The sequence below is a fragment of the Streptomyces rubrogriseus genome (assembly GCF_027947575.1).
GTDB lineage: Bacteria > Actinomycetota > Actinomycetes > Streptomycetales > Streptomycetaceae > Streptomyces > Streptomyces rubrogriseus.
Genome location: NZ_CP116256.1, coordinates 5,352,967 through 5,369,949, shown reverse-complemented (window position 1 = coordinate 5,369,949; position 16,983 = coordinate 5,352,967). Strand labels below are relative to the sequence as shown.

The window sequence follows — 16,983 nt, the reverse complement described above, 5'->3', positions numbered from 1 at the left end:
GCCCAGATGGCCATGCCGCTGCGCCAGTCCATCAAGGTCGCTACATACCTGGCCGAACAGAAGATTCGCCGACGGGACAAGTTCCCGCTCATCGTGGAGCTGGAACCGCTCTTCGCCTGCAACCTGGCGTGCGAGGGATGCGGCAAGATCCAGCACCCCGCCGGTGTGCTCAAGCAGCGCATGCCGGTCGCGCAGGCCGTCGGGGCGGTGCTGGAATCGGGCGCGCCGATGGTCTCCATCGCCGGTGGCGAGCCCCTGATGCACCCGCAGATCGACGAGATCGTGCGGCAGTTGGTGGCCAAGCGGAAGTACGTCTTCCTCTGCACCAACGCCATGCTCATGCGCAAGAAGATGGACAAGTTCAAGCCCTCGCCGTACTTCGCCTTCGCGGTGCACATCGACGGGCTGCGCGAGCGGCACGACGAGTCCGTGGCGAAGGAGGGCGTGTTCGACGAGGCCGTGGAGGCCATCAAGGAGGCCAAGCGGCGCGGCTTCCGGGTGACCACCAACTCGACCTTCTTCAACACCGACACCCCGCAGACCATCGTCGAGGTGCTCAACTTCCTCAACGACGACCTCAAGGTCGACGAGATGATGATCTCGCCCGCCTACGCCTACGAGAAGGCACCCGACCAGGAGCACTTCCTGGGCGTGGAGCAGACCCGCGAGCTGTTCAAGAAGGCCTTCTCGGGCGGCAACCGGGCCCGCTGGCGGCTCAACCACTCCCCGCTGTTCCTCGACTTCCTCGAGGGCAAGGTCGACTTCCCGTGCACCGCGTGGGCGATCCCGAACTACTCCCTCTTCGGCTGGCAGCGCCCCTGCTACCTGATGAGCGACGGCTACGTCCCGACGTACCGGGAGCTGATCGAGAAGACCGACTGGGACAAGTACGGCCGCGGCAAGGACCCGCGCTGCGACAACTGCATGGCGCACTGCGGCTACGAGCCCACCGCCGTCCTGGCCACCATGGGCTCGCTCAAGGAGTCCCTGCGCGCCATGCGGGAGACGGTCTCCGGGAACCGGGAGTGACGTCGTGACCGCCATCCCCTTGGGGCTCCCCGGGGTACCGGTCCGGCCGATCGCCGAGCGGCGTGTGTCGCGGCGGATCCAGGTCGGGCCGGTGGCGGTCGGGGGCGGGGCCCCGGTGTCGGTGCAGTCGATGACGACCACCCGTACGTCCGACATCGGGGCGACGCTCCAGCAGATCGCCGAGCTGACGGCGTCGGGCTGCCAGATCGTCCGGGTGGCCTGCCCCACCCAGGACGACGCCGACGCGCTGCCCGTCATCGCGAGGAAGTCGCAGATCCCGGTGATCGCGGACATCCACTTCCAGCCCAAGTACGTCTTCGCCGCGATCGAGGCCGGCTGCGCGGCGGTCCGGGTGAACCCGGGCAACATCAAGAAGTTCGACGACCAGGTGAGGGAGATCGCGAAGGCGGCCCGCGACCACGGCACCCCGATCCGCATCGGGGTCAACGCGGGTTCCCTGGACCGCCGTCTGCTCCAGAAGTACGGCAGGGCGACCCCCGAGGCGCTGGCCGAGTCCGCGCTCTGGGAGGCGTCGCTCTTCGAGGAGCACGACTTCCGGGACATCAAGATCTCGGTCAAGCACAACGACCCGGTCGTCATGGTCGAGGCCTACCGGCAACTCGCCGCCCAGTGCGACTACCCGCTGCACCTGGGGGTGACGGAGGCGGGCCCGGCGTTCCAGGGCACCATCAAGTCGGCGGTCGCCTTCGGCGCGCTGCTCTCGCAGGGCATCGGCGACACCGTCCGGGTGTCGCTCAGCGCGCCGCCGGTCGAGGAGGTCAAGGTCGGCATCCAGATCCTCCAGTCGCTCGGCCTCAGGGAACGCCGGCTGGAGATCGTCTCCTGCCCGTCCTGCGGCCGGGCCCAGGTCGACGTGTACAAGCTGGCCGAGGAGGTCACCGCCGGTCTGGAGGGCATGGAGGTGCCGCTGCGCGTGGCCGTCATGGGCTGCGTCGTCAACGGCCCCGGCGAGGCCCGCGAGGCGGACCTCGGCGTCGCCTCCGGCAACGGCAAGGGGCAGATCTTCGTCAAGGGCGAGGTCGTCAAGACCGTGCCCGAGTCGAAGATCGTGGAGACCCTCATCGAGGAGGCGATGAGGATCGCGGAGCAGATGGAGAAGGACGGCGCCTCGGGGGCGCCGGCCGTCACCGTGAGCTGAAACGCGGACCGAAGGGGGCCCGAGCGTGACGATTCTGGAGAACATCCGGGGACCACGCGACCTGAAGGCGCTGTCCGAGGCGGAACTCGGTGAACTGTCCGACGAGATACGTGACTTCCTGGTGCACGCGGTCGCCCGCACCGGTGGTCACCTCGGACCCAACCTCGGCGTGGTGGAACTCACCGTCGCCCTGCACCGGGTCTTCGAGTCGCCGGACGACCGCATCCTGTGGGACACCGGCCACCAGAGCTATGTGCACAAACTCCTGACCGGACGTCAGGACTTCTCCAAGCTGCGGAGCAAGGGCGGCCTGTCCGGCTACCCCTCGCGCGAGGAGTCCGCGCACGACGTCATCGAGAACAGTCACGCCTCCACCGTCCTCGGCTGGGCCGACGGCCTCGCCAAGGCCCGCCAGGTGCAGGGGGAGCGCAGCCACGTCGTCGCCGTCATCGGTGACGGTGCGCTCACCGGCGGCATGGCCTGGGAGGCGCTGAACAACATCGCGGCGGCCAGGGACCGGCCGCTGATCATCGTCGTCAACGACAACGAACGCTCGTACGCCCCGACCATCGGCGGCCTCGCCAACCACCTCGCGACCCTGCGCACCACCGACGGCTACGAGCGCGCCCTGGCCTGGGGCAAGGACATGCTCCAGCGCACGCCCGTGGTGGGGCACACCGTCTACGAGGCCCTGCACGGCGCCAAGAAGGGCTTCAAGGACGCCTTCGCCCCGCAGGGGCTCTTCGAGGACCTGGGACTGAAGTACCTCGGCCCGATCGACGGGCACGACATCGGCGCCGTCGAGTCGGCGCTGCGCCGCGCGAAGCGCTTCCACGGCCCGGTGCTCGTGCACTGCCTCACCGAGAAGGGCCGCGGCTACGAGCCCGCCCTGCGCGACGAGGAGGACCACTTCCACACGGTCGGCGTGATGGACCCGCTCACCTGCGAGCCGCTCGGCCCGGCGGGCGGGCCGTCCTGGACCTCCGTGTTCGGTGAGGAGATCGTCCGGATCGGCGAGGAGCGCACGGACGTGGTGGCGATCACCGCGGCCATGCTGCACCCGGTCGGCCTCGCCCCCTTCGCCGAACGGTTCCCCGACCGGGTCTGGGACGTCGGCATCGCCGAGCAGCACGCCGCGGTGTCCGCCGCCGGCCTCGCCACCGGCGGACTGCACCCGGTCGTCGCCGTGTACGCCACCTTCCTCAACCGCGCCTTCGACCAGCTCCTGATGGACGTGGCACTGCACCGCTGCGGCGTCACCTTCGTCCTGGACCGGGCCGGCGTCACCGGTGTCGACGGGGCCTCGCACAACGGCATGTGGGACATGTCCGTCCTCCAGGTCGTCCCCGGGCTGCGGATCGCCGCCCCGCGCGACGCCGACCAGCTGCGCGCCCAGCTGCGCGAGGCGGTCGCCGTGGACGACGCGCCGACGCTGCTGCGCTTCCCGAAGGAGTCCGTCGGTCCCGCCGTACCCGCCGTCGACCGGATCGGCGGCCTGGACGTCCTGCACGCCGCGGACCGGCCCGAGGTGCTGCTCGTGTCGGTGGGCGTGATGGCACCCGTGTGCCTCGGCGCCGCCGAACTCCTCGAGGCCCGAGGCATCGGCTGCACCGTCGTCGACCCCCGCTGGGTCAAGCCCGTCGACCCGGCGCTCGCGCCCCTCGCGGCCGAGCACCGCCTGGTGGCCGTCGTCGAGGACAACAGCCGCGCCGCCGGGGTCGGCTCTGCGGTGGCACTGGCGCTCGGCGACGCCGAGGTCGACGTCCCCGTGCGCCGCTTCGGCATCCCCGAGCAGTTCCTCGCGCACGCCAAGCGCGCCGAGGTGCTCGCGGACATCGGCCTCACCCCGGTCGACGTCGCCGGTCGGATCGCCGCGAGCCTGGCCCTCGCCGAACCGGTCGGGGAGGGGCCCGGGAAACCGGCAGTGGAACAGTCCGGCGACGGACGGATCGTCATGCCAGCCCAAGGAGAGAACTGAATGACCAAGGAGTTCGACCTCGCCGCGCTCTTGGCCGAGCGCGGAGCCGAGCGGTACGAGCTGCACGCCAAGCACCTCAACCACCAGCTGCCGCGCATGCTGCACACCATCGGCTTCGACAAGGTCTACGAGCGTGCCGAGGGCGCGCACTTCTGGGACGCGGACGGCAACGACTACCTGGACATGCTCGCCGGGTTCGCGGTGATGGGCCTGGGCCGCCACCACCCGGTCGTCCGCAAGGCGCTGCACGACGTGCTCGACGCCTCGCTCGCCGACCTGACCCGCTTCGACTGCCCGCCGCTGCCCGGGTTGCTGGCCGAGAAGCTGCTCTCCTACAGCCCGCACCTGGACCGCGTCTTCTTCGGCAACAGCGGCACCGAGGCCGTCGAGACCGCGCTCAAGTTCGCCCGGTACGCGACCGGCAGACAGCGGATCCTGTACTGCACGCACGCCTTCCACGGACTGACCGCCGGCTCGCTCTCCGTCAACGGCGAGGACGGCTTCCGCAAGGGCTTCGCACCCCTGCTGCCCGACACCGCCGTCCCGCTCGGCGACCTGGACGCCCTGGCTCGGGAGCTGAAGAAGGGCGACGTGGCGGCCCTGATCGTGGAGCCGGTCCAGGGCAAGGGCGTGCACGAGGCCCCGCCCGGCTACCTGCTCGCCGCGCAGGAGCTGCTGCACCGGCACAAGGCGCTGCTGATCGCCGACGAGGTGCAGACCGGCCTCGGCCGGACCGGCAAGTTCTACGCCTACCAGCACTCGGACGGGGTGGAGCCCGACCTGGTCTGCGTGGCCAAGGCGCTGTCCGGCGGTTACGTCCCGGTGGGGGCCACCCTGGGCAAGGACTGGATCTTCCAGAAGGTGTACTCCTCGATGGACCGCGTGCAGGTCCACTCGGCGAGCTTCGGGTCCAACGCACAGGCCATGGCCGCCGGGCTCGCGGTGCTGTCGGTGATGGAGAACGAGGAGATCGTCGCGAACGCCGCCGCGGTGGGGGAGCGGCTGAAGTCCCGGCTCGCGGAGCTGGTGGACCGCTACGAGCTGCTCGCCGACGTCCGGGGCCGCGGACTGATGATCGGCATCGAGTTCGGCCGTCCGAGGTCCCTGAAGCTGCGCAGCCGCTGGACGATGCTGCAGGCCGCGCGGAAGGGACTGTTCGCGCAGATGGTGGTCGTGCCGCTGCTGCAACGGCACCGGATCCTGACCCAGGTGTCCGGCGACCACCTGGAGGTGATCAAACTGATCCCGCCGCTGATCGTCGACACCGCCGACGCCGACCGGTTCGTCGACGCCTTCACGGAGGTGATGGAGGACGCGCACAATGGCGGTGGCCTGATGTGGGACTTCGGGAAGACCCTGGTCAAGCAGGCGGTGGCCAACCGTTGAGCGCAGCCTCCGGTGTTTTTGCCTCTGAGGCAAGGAATTTGCCTGACGGGCAAGTTTCGGGCTGAATGGAGGCATGAGTTCCTCCGAGACCGGCCCCGCCGAGGGGTCGGTCGCCGCCGTCGCGCCCCAGCTGCGTGAGCTGCGGCGGCGGGCCGTCCTCACATTGGAGGCCGCGGCCCGCGCCGCGGGGCTCTCGCCCGCCCACCTCTCCCGCCTGGAGACCGGGCAGCGCCAGCCCTCGCTGCCGATGCTGCTCTCCCTCGCCCGGGTCTACGGTACGACCGTCGCCGAGCTGCTGGGCGAGGCGGCCGCGGACCGGGATGCCGTAGTGCGGGCCGCCGACATGGAACCCACCGCCGCGGGCGGCTGGACGTACTGGCGGGCCGGAGCGCCGGGCCGCGGCATGCAGGCCCTGCGCGTCCAGGTTCCGTACGGCTCCCAGGGCGACGTCGTGCGGGTGCACCCCGGCGAGGAGTGGCTGCACGTCCTGCGGGGCCGGCTGCGACTGCGCCTCGGGGACACCGAGCACCGGCTCACCGCGGGGGACAGCGCCCACTTCGACTCGATGACCCCGCACCGGATCGCCGCGCAGGACCCCGACGGGGTCGAGCTGCTGTTCGTCCACACCCTGCTGCAGAGCCCGACGGCCGCCCCGTGCCTCGGCCCGACCCCTGGAGAGACGCCATGAGCACCATGCAGGAGAAGTTCCCGCGCGCCCTGTGGGTGCGGCTGATCGTCTACATCGCCCTGGGGCACGTCTTCGGCGGCTTCCTCTACCTGCTGTTCGAGGTGGGCGCCAAGTAGCGCCGGCCGCGGGCGGGTGGCTCAGTCCAGCATCCGCTCGCGCAGCCGCTCCCGGGTCGCGGGAGTGAGCCGCAGGCCCTGCTCCAGGTAGGCGTCGACGCCGCCCCACGTCTCCTCGACGGTCTCGAAGGCCGCCGCCAGGTACTCGGCGCGCGCGTCGAACAGGGGGCTGAGCAGCTCCATGACCTCGGGGGAGTAGGCCGAGGCCGCGGAACCGCTGCGGCGCACCTTGTAGCGGCGGTGCGCGGCATTCGACTTCAGGTAGTCCTCGACGACGGCCTCGCGCTCGACACCGAGGGCGAGCAGCGTGACGGCGATCGACAGGCCCGCGCGGTCCTTTCCGGCGGCGCAGTGCATCAGGGCCGGGACGCTGTCCTCGGCGAGCGCGTGCAGGATGCGGGAGTGCTCCGCGGTGCGCTCCGTGACGATCGCGCGGTAGGAGCCGATCATCCGGTCCGCGGCCTTGCCGTCGGCCAGGATCTCGCGCAGCTGGTCGAGGTCGCCGTCACGGACCATCTTCCAGAACTCGGCGCCGTCGGCCGGGTCGCTCAGCGGCAGGTTCACATTGCGCACGCCCGGCAGCTCGACGTCCGGGCCCTCGAGCTTCTGGTCGGCCGCGTTGCGGAAGTCGAAGATCGTGTGCAGGCCCAGCGAGGCCAGGAACGCGGCGTCCTCCCCGGTGGCGTGAGCCAGGTGACCGCTGCGGAACAGCACCCCCTGCCGCACCCGCCGCCCGTCCACGGTGGGCAGGCCGCCCACGTCCCGGAAGTTGCGCACACCGGTCAGCTCGGGTTCGGTCGACGGGACCTGCTGCGTCACGGGGGCTCCTCCCACTCCGCCCCGCCGCCGCTGCTCGCCGGCGGGCTCCACCCGACGATACGGCATCACCCGGACGCGAAATGGCGCCCCGAGGGATATTCCGGGCCGATAAGGCCCTTCTGTCCGAATTGGTATCTTAATTACAACTGGCCCTGAAATGGCGGAGGGTGAATGAGGGGCGCGTGAGCAGCGTCATATCCGTGACCGTGCGTTGCCCGTCATGTTCACGTAATTCAACTGTTTCTCAAGGGGCTTTAAGCAAAAGCGTGCCGCGGAAATCGACGCAGGGTTACCGGACATTCCCGTAAAGGATCAATCGGAACACCTGCCGGGGGAACCCTTCGCTTGTCCCTGTGCGTCTTGGTCCCTTACGTTCACCACCGATCCGGACGGACGCCTAATCCTGCCGCCGACCGGAGCCCGCACTCATCGACCACCCGTACACGGCAGGAGCGGGGGACCCACAGGTAGAACTGCCTGTTCCGGTTCCCGGAACGGCTTGGGGTAAAGCCGCGTTTCGGCGCGGCCGGGCATCTCCAGCCCGCACCCGACAGCTCACCTCGCAGGCGCCGGAGAGGAATTCGCCATGCCCGCGAAGGGTAAGCACCGCCGTACCAGGGCCATGCGCCTGACCCGCACCATCGCCGTCGCCGGGACCGGTGGCGCCGCGCTCGCGCTCCCGCTGATGGGTGCCGCCGCCGCCAACGCCGCTCCCGCGCACTCCGTTTCCGAGCAGGCCGTGCACTCCGTTCCGGCGTCGGCCAAGAAGGCCGCCGCCGAGAAGAACTCCGACTCGCACACCTACACGGTGAAGAGCGGCGACTACCTCTCGAAGATCGCCGACGAGCAGGACGTCGACGGCGGCTGGAAGAAGCTCTACGCGGACAACCGCGAGGCCGTCGGTTCCGACCCGTCGCTGATCCACCCCGGCCTCAAGCTGTCGATCGGCGGCCAGGCCGCCAAGTCGTCGGCGCCGTCCTCCGCGCAGTCCGAGAAGCCCGCGCAGAAGTCCGCCGAGAAGCCTGCCGCGAAGCCCGCCGCGAAGCCGGCCCAGAAGTCGACGGACGTCGAGAAGGCCTCCTCCTCGGACTCCGGCAGCCAGTCCACGGGCACCACCAGCGGCTACACCTCCCCCGTCGCGGGCGGCACCGTCGGCACCCCGTACCACCAGTCCGGCAGCATGTGGTCCAGCGGCTACCACACCGGCACCGACTTCGTCGTCCCGACCGGCACCTCCCTCAAGGCCGTCGGCGCGGGCACCGTCGTCTCGGCCGGCTGGGGCGGCGCGTACGGCAACCAGGTCGTCATCCAGCTCGCCGACGGCCACTACGCCCAGTACGCCCACCTCTCCTCGCTCTCCGTCTCCGCCGGTCAGTCGGTGACGGCGGGTCAGCAGGTCGGCCTCTCGGGCGCCACCGGCAACGTGACCGGCCCGCACCTGCACTTCGAGATCCGCACCACGCCGGACTACGGCTCGGACATCGACCCGCTGGCGTTCCTGCGCTCGCACGGCGTCTCCGTCTGACGACCGGTTCCGCGCGGCCCCCGCGCACCGGAGGCCGGACCCCGATCCCCGGGTCCGGCCTTCGGCGTGTCCGGACCCCGGTGCAGGCGCCGTGCAGGGCCCTCGCCGTATTCCGGAATTGACGAATACTTTAGGCGTGGCCTTTCTCACCGCCCGTCAATCCCTTCCTACGGTCGCGTAGGTCACATTCCAAGGTGAATCATGGGCCGATGTGGCAGACGATTCGAAGAGTGACAGCAGAGCAGTGATCGGGTCGTACGTGGCGGTGGGGGACAGCTTCACCGAGGGCGTCGGCGACCCCGGCCCCGACGGGGCGTTCGTCGGCTGGGCCGACCGGCTCGCCGTACTGCTCGCGGACCGGCGCCCCGAGGGCGACTTCACGTACACGAACCTCGCCGTGCGCGGCAGGCTCCTCGACCAGATCGTGGCGGAACAGGTCCCGCGGGTCGTCGGACTCGCGCCCGACCTCGTCTCGTTCGCGGCGGGCGGCAACGACATCATCCGGCCCGGCACCGATCCCGACGAGGTCGCCGAGCGGTTCGAGCTGGCGGTGGCCGCGCTGACCGCCGCGGCCGGAACCGTCCTGGTGACCACCGGGTTCGACACCCGGGGGGTGCCCGTCCTCAAGCACCTGCGCGGCAAGATCGCCACGTACAACGGGCACGTCCGCGCCATCGCCGACCGCTACGGCTGCCCGGTGCTCGACCTGTGGTCGCTGCGGAGCGTCCAGGACCGCAGGGCGTGGGACGCCGACCGGCTGCACCTGTCGCCGGAGGGGCACACCCGGGTGGCGCTGCGCGCGGGGCAGGCCCTGGGCCTGCGCGTCCCGGCCGATCCGGACCAGCCCTGGCCGCCCCTGCCGCCGCGCGGCACGCTCGACGTCCGGCGCGACGACGTGCACTGGGCGCGCGAGTACCTGGTGCCGTGGATCGGGCGCCGGCTGCGGGGCGAGTCGTCGGGCGACCACGTGACGGCCAAGGGGACGCTGTCTCCGGACGACATCAAGACGCGGATCGCCGCGGTGGCCTGACACCGAGGCCGGTGCTGTCCCGGCGGGCCGGTGCACCGGCTGGCCGGTGTCCCGACGGGCGCTAACGCCGCGTCGGTGTCAACGCCGCCCGCTCCAGGCCCAGTTCCCGGGCCAGGGCGTCGTCCACCCACGCCTGCGCCCGGGCCCGCGACACCGTGCCCGTGTACGAGGTGAGCTGCACCGCCAGCCCGTCCAGCAACGCCGTCAGCCGCAGGGCCGCGGCGTCCGGCTCGGGGCAGGAGAACTCACCGGCGGCCACGCCCTCGGCGATGACCTCGGCGATCGCCGCCTTCCACTGGCGGTCCAGCTCGCGCGCGACCTCCCGCAGCGCGGGCTCGCGCGGCGCCGCCGCCCAGCCCTCGATCCACAGCCGCCAGCCCTTGGCCGGCCCGGTCGGCGCGTACCACCGCACGGCCGCCCGCAGCCGGCGCAGCGCCGACGTGCGACGGGCCAGCAGCCCCCGCAGATGGGCGAGGTCGTCCTCGGCGGCATGCGTGAACGCGGCGGCGACCAGGCGCTCCTTCGTGGAGAAGTGGTAGAGCACCAGGGCGTTGCTGACGCCGAGCGCCGCGGCCACGTCGGCGATCCGCAACGCCGCCACGCCCCGCGCCGATATCTGCTCGATGGCGGCGCCCAGCAGCTCCTCGCGCCGCTCCGCCACGCTCAACCGCACTCTCCCCACGCACGTCACCCTATACAGGCGCCGGGACGTGCGCCGACGCCCTTCCCGGTCGCGACGGACCGGGGGAACACGGACGTCGCATCCGTCGTTCGAGGTGGCGTAGGACGAGACGAACACAATGAGAGCCTGAACCACTCCACCTGGAGGTACCGTGGCCGCCTTCCGTTCCCCGAGTCCCGGATTCAGCGTGCCCCGGCCCGCGGCCTTCGGCGCCGACCCGAGCGGTGAGCGCATGGCGCGCATCCGCAGATCGCCGCACTTCCGCGACGGCGTCTTCCAGAACCCCGGGGGCACGGCACGGACCCGGCCCTCCGGATCGGCCGCCGAATTCGCCAAGATCTACTTCAACAAGGAGGCGCGGCTGCGCCGGTCCCCGCAGGGGCCGGTCCCGGTGCACGCCACCACCCTGGCCGACCTCGCCCGGCCGCCCGCCACCGGGCTCCGGCTGACCTGGATGGGCCACTCCAGCGTGCTCGCCGAGATCGACGGACAGCGCGTGCTCTTCGACCCGGTGTGGGGCGAGCGCTGCTCCCCGTTCCCCTTCGCCGGCCCCAAGCGCCTGCATCCGGTCCCGCTGCCACTGGCCGCCCTGGGCCCGGTCGACGTGGTCGTCATCTCCCACGACCACTACGACCACCTGGACATGCCCACCATCAAGGCACTGGCCGGCACGGACACCGTGTTCGCCGTGCCGCTCGGCGTCGGCGGCCACCTCGAACACTGGGGTGTCTCCCCCGACCGGCTGCGGGAGCTGGACTGGCACGAGTCGACGCGCGTCGGCGGCCTCACCCTCACCGCCACCCCGGCCCGGCACTTCTGCGGGCGCGGGCTGCGCAACACCCAGCACACCCTCTGGGCGTCCTGGGTCGTCGCCGGTGCCGAGCACCGCGTGTACCACAGCGGGGACACCGGCTACTTCGACGGATTCCGCGACATCGGCGCCGCGCACGGGCCGTTCGACGCCACGATGATCCAGCTCGGGGCGTACGCCGAGTTCTGGCCGGACATCCACATGACCCCCGAGGAGGGTGTCCGTGCCCACCTCGACCTCCAGGGCGGCCGTCCGCACGGTGCCCTGCTGCCGATCCACTGGGGCACCTTCAACCTGGCGCCGCACGCGTGGGCGGAGCCGGGGGAGTGGACGGTGGCCGCGGCCGGTGCGGTCGGGCAGGCGGTCGCCCTGCCCGTCCCCGGACTGCCCTTCGAACCCGGGGGCGAGCTGCCCGTACACCCCTGGTGGCGGGCCCTGTCCGCGCCGCTGAAGCAGGAGTGGCCCGTCCCCGTGGTCGCCGCCGCCGAGCCCCGTACCGACCTCGGTCTCGTGAGCGAGGGCTGAGCAGCGGCGAAGCGGAACGTGTGACGCGGTCCCGCCGGCCCAGCGGCCGGCCGGACAGGAGCGGCCCGGCGCACTGGCGCCGGGCCGCTCCCGTATGACGGGCCCGGACCGCCCACGAACCCTCCGTCACGCCCATTGCTCACGCAGACGTGCCTCGCTATGTTAATGAGAAATCACATCACTCGGCAGGGCTCGAAGTGTGGTGGTCACTCAACTGACGTGCGAGAACAGCTCAGTGAACCGTCTGACCTTCAGGGAAGCGGGTTAAGTCAATGGAGAATCTCAGCAGGCGAGGAGTCCTGTCGCTCGGTGTCGCGCTCGGGCTCGTGGGCGTGGCGGACGGCGCGAAGGGATGGGCGTGGCCGTCGGCGGACTCGGTGGCCGGCACCGGCGCGGGCGCCGATCCGGAGTACGTGTGGGACAGCGCGACGGACCCCCTGATGGCCGCGCTGCTCGAGAACGGCAGCGTTCCGTCGATCAACACCGCGATGGCCGGGTGGGTGAACAACGCCGACCCGCTGCCCGGCGGATTCCCGGCCGAGCTCACCGCGCATCTGCGGCAGGTCAACCGGCTGCCGTCCTGGGCCGACCGGACCAAGCTGACCCGCGCGGCCGACTTCAACCGGCGCCGGGACACGTACCTGTTCATGCTGTACGGCCTCGGCAGCGGCATCATGAGCACCGTCATCCCGCGCGAGGCCAGGAGCGTCTACTGGTCGGCGGGCGGCGCCGACATGCAGGACCGCGCCGCCAAGACGTTCACCTTCGGCTACGACCTGTCCCAGCTGAAGGCGTTCGAGCCGACCGGGCAGTTCGTCGTCACCGCCAACAAGACCCGGCTGGTGCACGCCGCCGTCCGGCACCTGCTGCCGCGCTCGCCGCACTGGACGTCCGGCGCGGACCAGGACATCCCGATCAGTGCCGCCGACATCCTGGTCACCTTCCACAGCCTGGGAACCTACGTACGCAGCAAGCTGGTCGAGTGGAAGGTCCCGTTCCCGGCCGAGGACCAGGAGGCGTTCCTGCACTCCTGGCAGGTCGCCCTCCACCTGCTGGGGGTGCCGGACGAGTACATCCCCAAGACCTGGGCGGCCGCGGAGGCGCAGTCCGCGCAGGTGCTGACCCCGATCCTCGCCCCGACGACCGAGGGCATCAAGCTCGCCGAGGAACTGCTCGGCCTGACCGCGCAGATCGACCTCGGTGTCACCCGCGGGTTCCTGAACGAGTTCGTGCGCTACGTCCTCAGCGACGAGGTCGGCGACTGGCTGGGGCTGCGGCGCGACCCGGTGGCGGCGGCCCTGGTCCGCACCGCGTGGCCCGCGTACATCAAGTTCCGGGAGGGACTGTCGCCGATCATGCCCGGCACCTTCTACCTGGTCGACCAGTTCGTGCGCGCCCTGGCCATGCTGTTCCTCAACAAGGGCTCCTCCGGGACCACCACCCCGATCACCATCCCCACCGGCAACAGGCCGGGCTGACCCACCGGCCCGCCCGGCCGCCCGCTCACAGCCCGAGGGCCGCCACCACCAGCGCGGTCACGGCGTCACGGTGGCCGGGGCCGTCCCGCCAGCGCAGGCTGCGGCCGGCCTCGACCACCACCCCGAACCCCGCGTGCACCAGCACCCGGGCCTGACGCGGGTCGAGTTCCGGTCGGGCCAGCCGCAACTGCTGCTCCCAGACGGCGATGTGCTCCCGCTGCGCGTGGACCAGGGGGCGCCGCAGGTCCGCGGGCAGTCCGGTCAACTCGGCCTCCGCGACGCTGTTGAGCGCGGTGTACTCGAAGCTGTAGGCCACGTAGGTGGCCGCCAGCGCGGCCACGGCCTGATGCGGGCCGGTCACCTCGCGCAGGCTCCGCTCCACTCCCTGGGCCAGCAGACCCGCCGCCTGGAGGCACGCCGCCGCCAGGATGTCGACCTTGCCGGGGTAGTGGCGGTAGAGCGCCGACGGGGCCAGCCCCACCTCCCGCGCGATCTGGTTGTTGGTGACGTTGGCGAACCCGTCCCGCGCGAACAGCGGGACGGCGGCGGCGAGGATCTCCGCCCGCCGGGTGCGCGGCACCGGCTGGGCGGGCAGTTCGACCGGGCCGACGCCGCCGCCCGCCGCGGCCGGGCCGGCGGCGGCCACCCGCAGCGCCGACGCCGACAGCAGGCTCTCCGCCCGGCGCGCGGCGATCGAGGTGCGGTGCATCGTGACGGAACCGATCGCGCCCAGGGCGGCCACGGCCCGCAGCCCCTCGTCGGCCGGCGGGTACTCCCGCCGCACCGCCTCGTCGACCCGCCCGACGATCCGCCCGAACTTCGCCCGCAGGCGCCTGCGGTCCTCACGGTTGAGGTAGCGGGCCTCCCACCGGTACACGCCCCCCGACGCCCGGTACGCGACCGTGACCCCGGCGACGGCGTCGAGTACATCCGTCAGGGGCGCCCCGGGCGGCACCCCGTCGAGCGCGGCCACCAGCCCCTGGGCCATGACGTCGGCGCACTCGGCGAAGAGCGCGTACTTGTTCGGGAAGTGCCGGTACAGGGCCGCCGCGGTGATGCCGACGCCCGCGGCGATCTCCTCCATGGAGGCCCGGTGGTAGCCGCGTTCGCTGAAGACCCGGCCCGCCGCCTCGACGATGAGCTGCCTGCGGTTGCGGGGCCGGGCTGCCGTGGTCGGATCGGCGGTCACGGCCGGACGGGCGGATACGGGGGCGGGACCATGCGGTTCAGTCAACCACACCTCTCCGGGGCCGCCCCGGCCTTCCCGGCACCTGGTCCGCGGGTCCGCCGCGCCCCCCCCGGCGCCCGTCCCCCGGTCGGCCGCGCCGCCCGTCAGGAGAAGGTGAGGACCGGCTTCACCGCGCTTCCGTCGCGCATGGCGGCGACGGCGGCGCCGATCTCCTCGAAGGCGAACGTGGTGACCAACCGGTCCACCGGAAAGAGCCCGCGCCCGTGCAGGGCGATCAGCTCCGGGACGAAGCGGGCGGGGTCGGAGTCGCCCTCCATCACCCCGTGCAGGCGGACCCCCTTGGTCATCAGGCGCATCATGTCGAACGTCACCTCACCGCCGAGGCCGAGGAGGGCGAGCGCCCCGCGCGGACGCAGCGCCGCGACGGCCCGGTCGAGCATCCCGGGCCGGCCGGTGGTGTCCACGACGTGGTGCGCCCCGCCGTCGGTGAGTTCCCGCACCGACGCGACGAGAGCGTCGTCCGGCGGCAGGGCGGCCCTGGCGCCGAGTGCGCGGGCCAGGTCCCGCCGGGAGGCGACCGGGTCGACGGCCAGCACCGGGTCGCAGCCCACGGCCACCGCGGCCATCAGCGCGCTCAGCCCCACCCCGCCGGCCCCGAGCACCACGAGCGAGGTGCCCGGCTCGGGGCGCAGCCGGTTGAGCACCGTCCCCGCCCCCGTCTGGCCTCCGCAGCCCAGGGGCGCGGCGAGCGTCGGGGCCAGGTCGGCGGGCACCCTGACCACGCCGCGCTGGTGGACCACGGCGTACGTGGCGAAGCTGGACTGCCCGAAGAAGCCGCCGTGCAGCGGGGCGCCGTCCAGGCGGAGCGGGGTGCTGCCGTCCTCGCGCCCGCCGGAGAGGTTGAGGTCCCGGGCCGCGTCGCAGTACGCCGGATGCCCGCGGTGCACTGCCCGCACCCGCCGCAGCTGGCGAAGGTGAGGCAGACGGTGTCCCCCGGCACGAGACCGGTCACCTCCGCGCCCACCGCCTCGACCCGGCCGGCGCCCTCGTGGCCGAAGACCATGGGGGTCAGCCGCCGGGGCCAGCCGGCCTGGATTCCCAGATCCGTGTGGCACACCCCGGCCGCGGTCATCCTGACCAGCACCTCGCGCGGACGCGGGTCCTCCAGCTCCACCTCCAGGACGGTGAACGGGGCGCCCGGCTCCCGGACGACCGCGGCCCGGGCACGCCTCACGCGCGCTCCAGGAAGAAGTAGTAGTAAGGACCCTCGGCGGGCACGCCCTTGGCGTTCATGATGCCCATGAGGGTGGTGTCGTCCACCCGCTTGAAGTGGTCGAGGACCGGCCGGCCGTCGTAGACCATCGTGGCCGTCGACTCGCCGCGGAACTCCACCGTCCACAGGCTGGCCTCGCCCTTGCCCAGCTCCAGGTCGGAATACAGCTCGCCCGCCGCGTCCCGGCACATCAGCGGCTTGGCGTCGTGCACCGAGGCGAAGGTCTTGCCGTACCAGCCCGCCTTCGCCAGCTCGCCGCCCAGCGGGTGGCCGGTGTCGAACTCGCCGCCCTTCCACTCGCCGAGGATCTCCTCGGGCCGGACGGTGTCCAGTACGGCCCACACCTCGTCCAGCGCGGCCGCCGCCACCCTGCCCTTCGTCTCGCGCAGTGCCTGGAAGCGGGTACGGGCCTGGAGCCGGTCCATGAGGGGCGTCCTCTCGTCGATGTCATCGGGAGCCGTACGGTGCCGGGACCCGCGGCGCGGGGGAGGGCAGGGGGTGCCCCACGGTGCCCAGGCTCAGCAGGACGTGGCGTTCGGCGACCTGTTCCGCGGTGAGGGGCCCGTCGGGGCGGAACCAGTTGGCGACGCCCTGGCACATGATCAGGACCGCACGGACGGCGTCGGCGGGGATCTCGGTGGTGAACACGCCCTCGGCGCGGCCGGCTTCGACCGTGTCGAGCAGCATGTGCTGGAGATAGTCGCGCAGGGCCACGTAACGCGCCCGGTTGGCCGGCTCCAGGCTGCGTATCTCGGTGTCCAGGAACGCCAGCGACCTGCGGTGGGCCATGTAGAGCACGATCGACTCGACCATGCCGCAGAACCGCGCCAGCGGAGCGGGCCCCGCCTCCGCGGCCGCCGCCCGGCAACGGTCCAGGACGTCCTTGATGGACGTCTCCAGCAAAGTTGCCAGCAGGGCCTGCTTGTTCTCGTAGTGGTAGTAGAGGGCGGGCACGGTGACGCCGACCCGGCCGGCGATGTTGCGGACCGAAGTGCCGTGGTAACCGTGCTCGTTGAAGGCCTCCATGGCGTGAACCAGGATCGGGTGCAGGTCCAGCGGCCCGTAGGAACGCCAGTGCCGCGCCGTGGCCGTGCTGTCCTGGCTCTGCTCGGTGCTCAACAACGTCTCCTCGGAATCAGTGCCCCTCCCCCGGGAGCTTAGCGATCGATAAGCGATCGCGGGAGAGGAGCGGCGGATCCACGGGGCAAGTGTGCGTCTCCGTCCCCTCCGGCCGTCAAGTACCGCGCCAAATCCCGTCGTTCAGGGCGTTGACCGATCGACGGGACGCTTCTACG

General features: G+C 71.8%; 15 protein-coding genes, 1 pseudogene and 1 riboswitch. Of the genes and pseudogenes, 10 read left to right on the top strand and 6 right to left on the bottom strand.

The window, feature by feature from the left end; genetic code table 11:
* Window positions 1–6 precede the first annotated feature (6 nt).
* From hpnH to Sru02f_RS24575, 6 genes are all read left to right on the top strand, one after another.
* Entirely contained in the window at window positions 7–1,029 is a 1,023-nt protein-coding gene (hpnH, locus tag Sru02f_RS24600; protein ID WP_003972231.1) for an adenosyl-hopene transferase HpnH, read from the top strand.
* Window positions 1,030–1,033: 4 nt separating this feature from the next.
* Window positions 1,034–2,188 (top strand): flavodoxin-dependent (E)-4-hydroxy-3-methylbut-2-enyl-diphosphate synthase, encoded by a 1,155-nt coding sequence (gene ispG, locus Sru02f_RS24595; protein ID WP_109028710.1) that lies wholly within the window; start codon window positions 1,034–1,036, stop codon window positions 2,186–2,188.
* Between the two features lie 25 nt (window positions 2,189–2,213).
* Window positions 2,214–4,166 carry a 1-deoxy-D-xylulose-5-phosphate synthase gene (gene dxs, locus Sru02f_RS24590; protein ID WP_109028711.1) on the top strand — a complete coding sequence of 651 codons (1,953 nt, stop codon included), beginning with the start codon at window positions 2,214–2,216 and terminating at the stop codon, window positions 4,164–4,166.
* Window positions 4,167–5,552, top strand: coding sequence for an aspartate aminotransferase family protein (locus tag Sru02f_RS24585; RefSeq protein WP_109028712.1), 1,386 nt, complete (start codon window positions 4,167–4,169; stop codon window positions 5,550–5,552).
* A gap of 73 nt (window positions 5,553–5,625) precedes the next feature.
* Window positions 5,626–6,240, top strand: a complete 615-nt coding sequence (locus Sru02f_RS24580; RefSeq protein WP_109028713.1) for a helix-turn-helix domain-containing protein — start codon at window positions 5,626–5,628, stop codon at window positions 6,238–6,240.
* Entirely contained in the window at window positions 6,237–6,356 is a 120-nt protein-coding gene (locus Sru02f_RS24575; protein ID WP_011031171.1) for a DUF6126 family protein, read from the top strand. The genes Sru02f_RS24580 and Sru02f_RS24575 overlap by 4 nt, the downstream gene beginning before the upstream one ends.
* A gap of 21 nt (window positions 6,357–6,377) precedes the next feature.
* Here Sru02f_RS24575 and Sru02f_RS24570 read toward each other — a convergent pair whose 3' ends face one another.
* Window positions 6,378–7,175 carry a tyrosine-protein phosphatase gene (locus Sru02f_RS24570; RefSeq protein WP_109028714.1) on the bottom strand — a complete coding sequence of 266 codons (798 nt, stop codon included), beginning with the start codon at window positions 7,173–7,175 and terminating at the stop codon, window positions 6,378–6,380.
* A gap of 424 nt (window positions 7,176–7,599) precedes the next feature.
* Window positions 7,600–7,759, top strand: a riboswitch (cyclic di-AMP (ydaO/yuaA leader).
* Between the two features lie 2 nt (window positions 7,760–7,761).
* Between Sru02f_RS24570 and Sru02f_RS24565 the strand changes: the two genes are divergently transcribed.
* Together Sru02f_RS24565 and Sru02f_RS24560 are read left to right on the top strand one after the other, a co-directional pair.
* Entirely contained in the window at window positions 7,762–8,700 is a 939-nt protein-coding gene (locus Sru02f_RS24565) for a M23 family metallopeptidase (RefSeq protein WP_109028715.1), read from the top strand.
* Window positions 8,701–8,944: 244 nt separating this feature from the next.
* Window positions 8,945–9,730, top strand: coding sequence for an SGNH/GDSL hydrolase family protein (locus Sru02f_RS24560; RefSeq protein WP_109028716.1), 786 nt, complete (start codon window positions 8,945–8,947; stop codon window positions 9,728–9,730).
* 61 nt (window positions 9,731–9,791) lie between these two features.
* Here Sru02f_RS24560 and Sru02f_RS24555 read toward each other — a convergent pair whose 3' ends face one another.
* Window positions 9,792–10,412 (bottom strand): TetR/AcrR family transcriptional regulator, encoded by a 621-nt coding sequence (locus tag Sru02f_RS24555; protein ID WP_109028717.1) that lies wholly within the window; start codon window positions 10,410–10,412, stop codon window positions 9,792–9,794.
* Between the two features lie 151 nt (window positions 10,413–10,563).
* Between Sru02f_RS24555 and Sru02f_RS24550 the strand changes: the two genes are divergently transcribed.
* Entirely contained in the window at window positions 10,564–11,748 is a 1,185-nt protein-coding gene (locus Sru02f_RS24550; RefSeq protein ID WP_167469217.1) for an MBL fold metallo-hydrolase, read from the top strand.
* 272 nt (window positions 11,749–12,020) lie between these two features.
* On the top strand, window positions 12,021–13,226 hold the full coding sequence (locus tag Sru02f_RS24545) for an oxygenase MpaB family protein (protein ID WP_109028718.1): 1,206 nt from the start codon (window positions 12,021–12,023) through the stop codon (window positions 13,224–13,226).
* A gap of 25 nt (window positions 13,227–13,251) precedes the next feature.
* Here the strand turns inward: Sru02f_RS24545 and Sru02f_RS24540 are convergent, their stop codons facing one another.
* The 4 genes and pseudogenes from Sru02f_RS24540 to Sru02f_RS24525 form a co-directional block, all read right to left on the bottom strand.
* Window positions 13,252–14,415, bottom strand: a complete 1,164-nt coding sequence (locus tag Sru02f_RS24540) for a TetR/AcrR family transcriptional regulator (RefSeq protein ID WP_174854954.1) — start codon at window positions 14,413–14,415, stop codon at window positions 13,252–13,254.
* Window positions 14,416–14,558: 143 nt separating this feature from the next.
* Window positions 14,559–15,649: pseudogene (locus Sru02f_RS24535) on the bottom strand (NAD(P)-dependent alcohol dehydrogenase).
* The gene (locus tag Sru02f_RS24530) at window positions 15,646–16,113 is read right to left on the bottom strand and encodes a DUF4334 domain-containing protein (protein WP_109028720.1); all 468 of its coding nucleotides are present in this window, start codon (window positions 16,111–16,113) and stop codon (window positions 15,646–15,648) included. The pseudogene Sru02f_RS24535 and the gene Sru02f_RS24530 overlap by 4 nt, the downstream one beginning before the upstream one ends.
* Before the next feature lie 22 nt (window positions 16,114–16,135).
* Window positions 16,136–16,807: a TetR/AcrR family transcriptional regulator gene (locus Sru02f_RS24525; protein ID WP_109028721.1), complete on the bottom strand. Its 672-nt coding sequence runs from the start codon at window positions 16,805–16,807 to the stop codon at window positions 16,136–16,138.
* Window positions 16,808–16,983 lie beyond the last annotated feature (176 nt).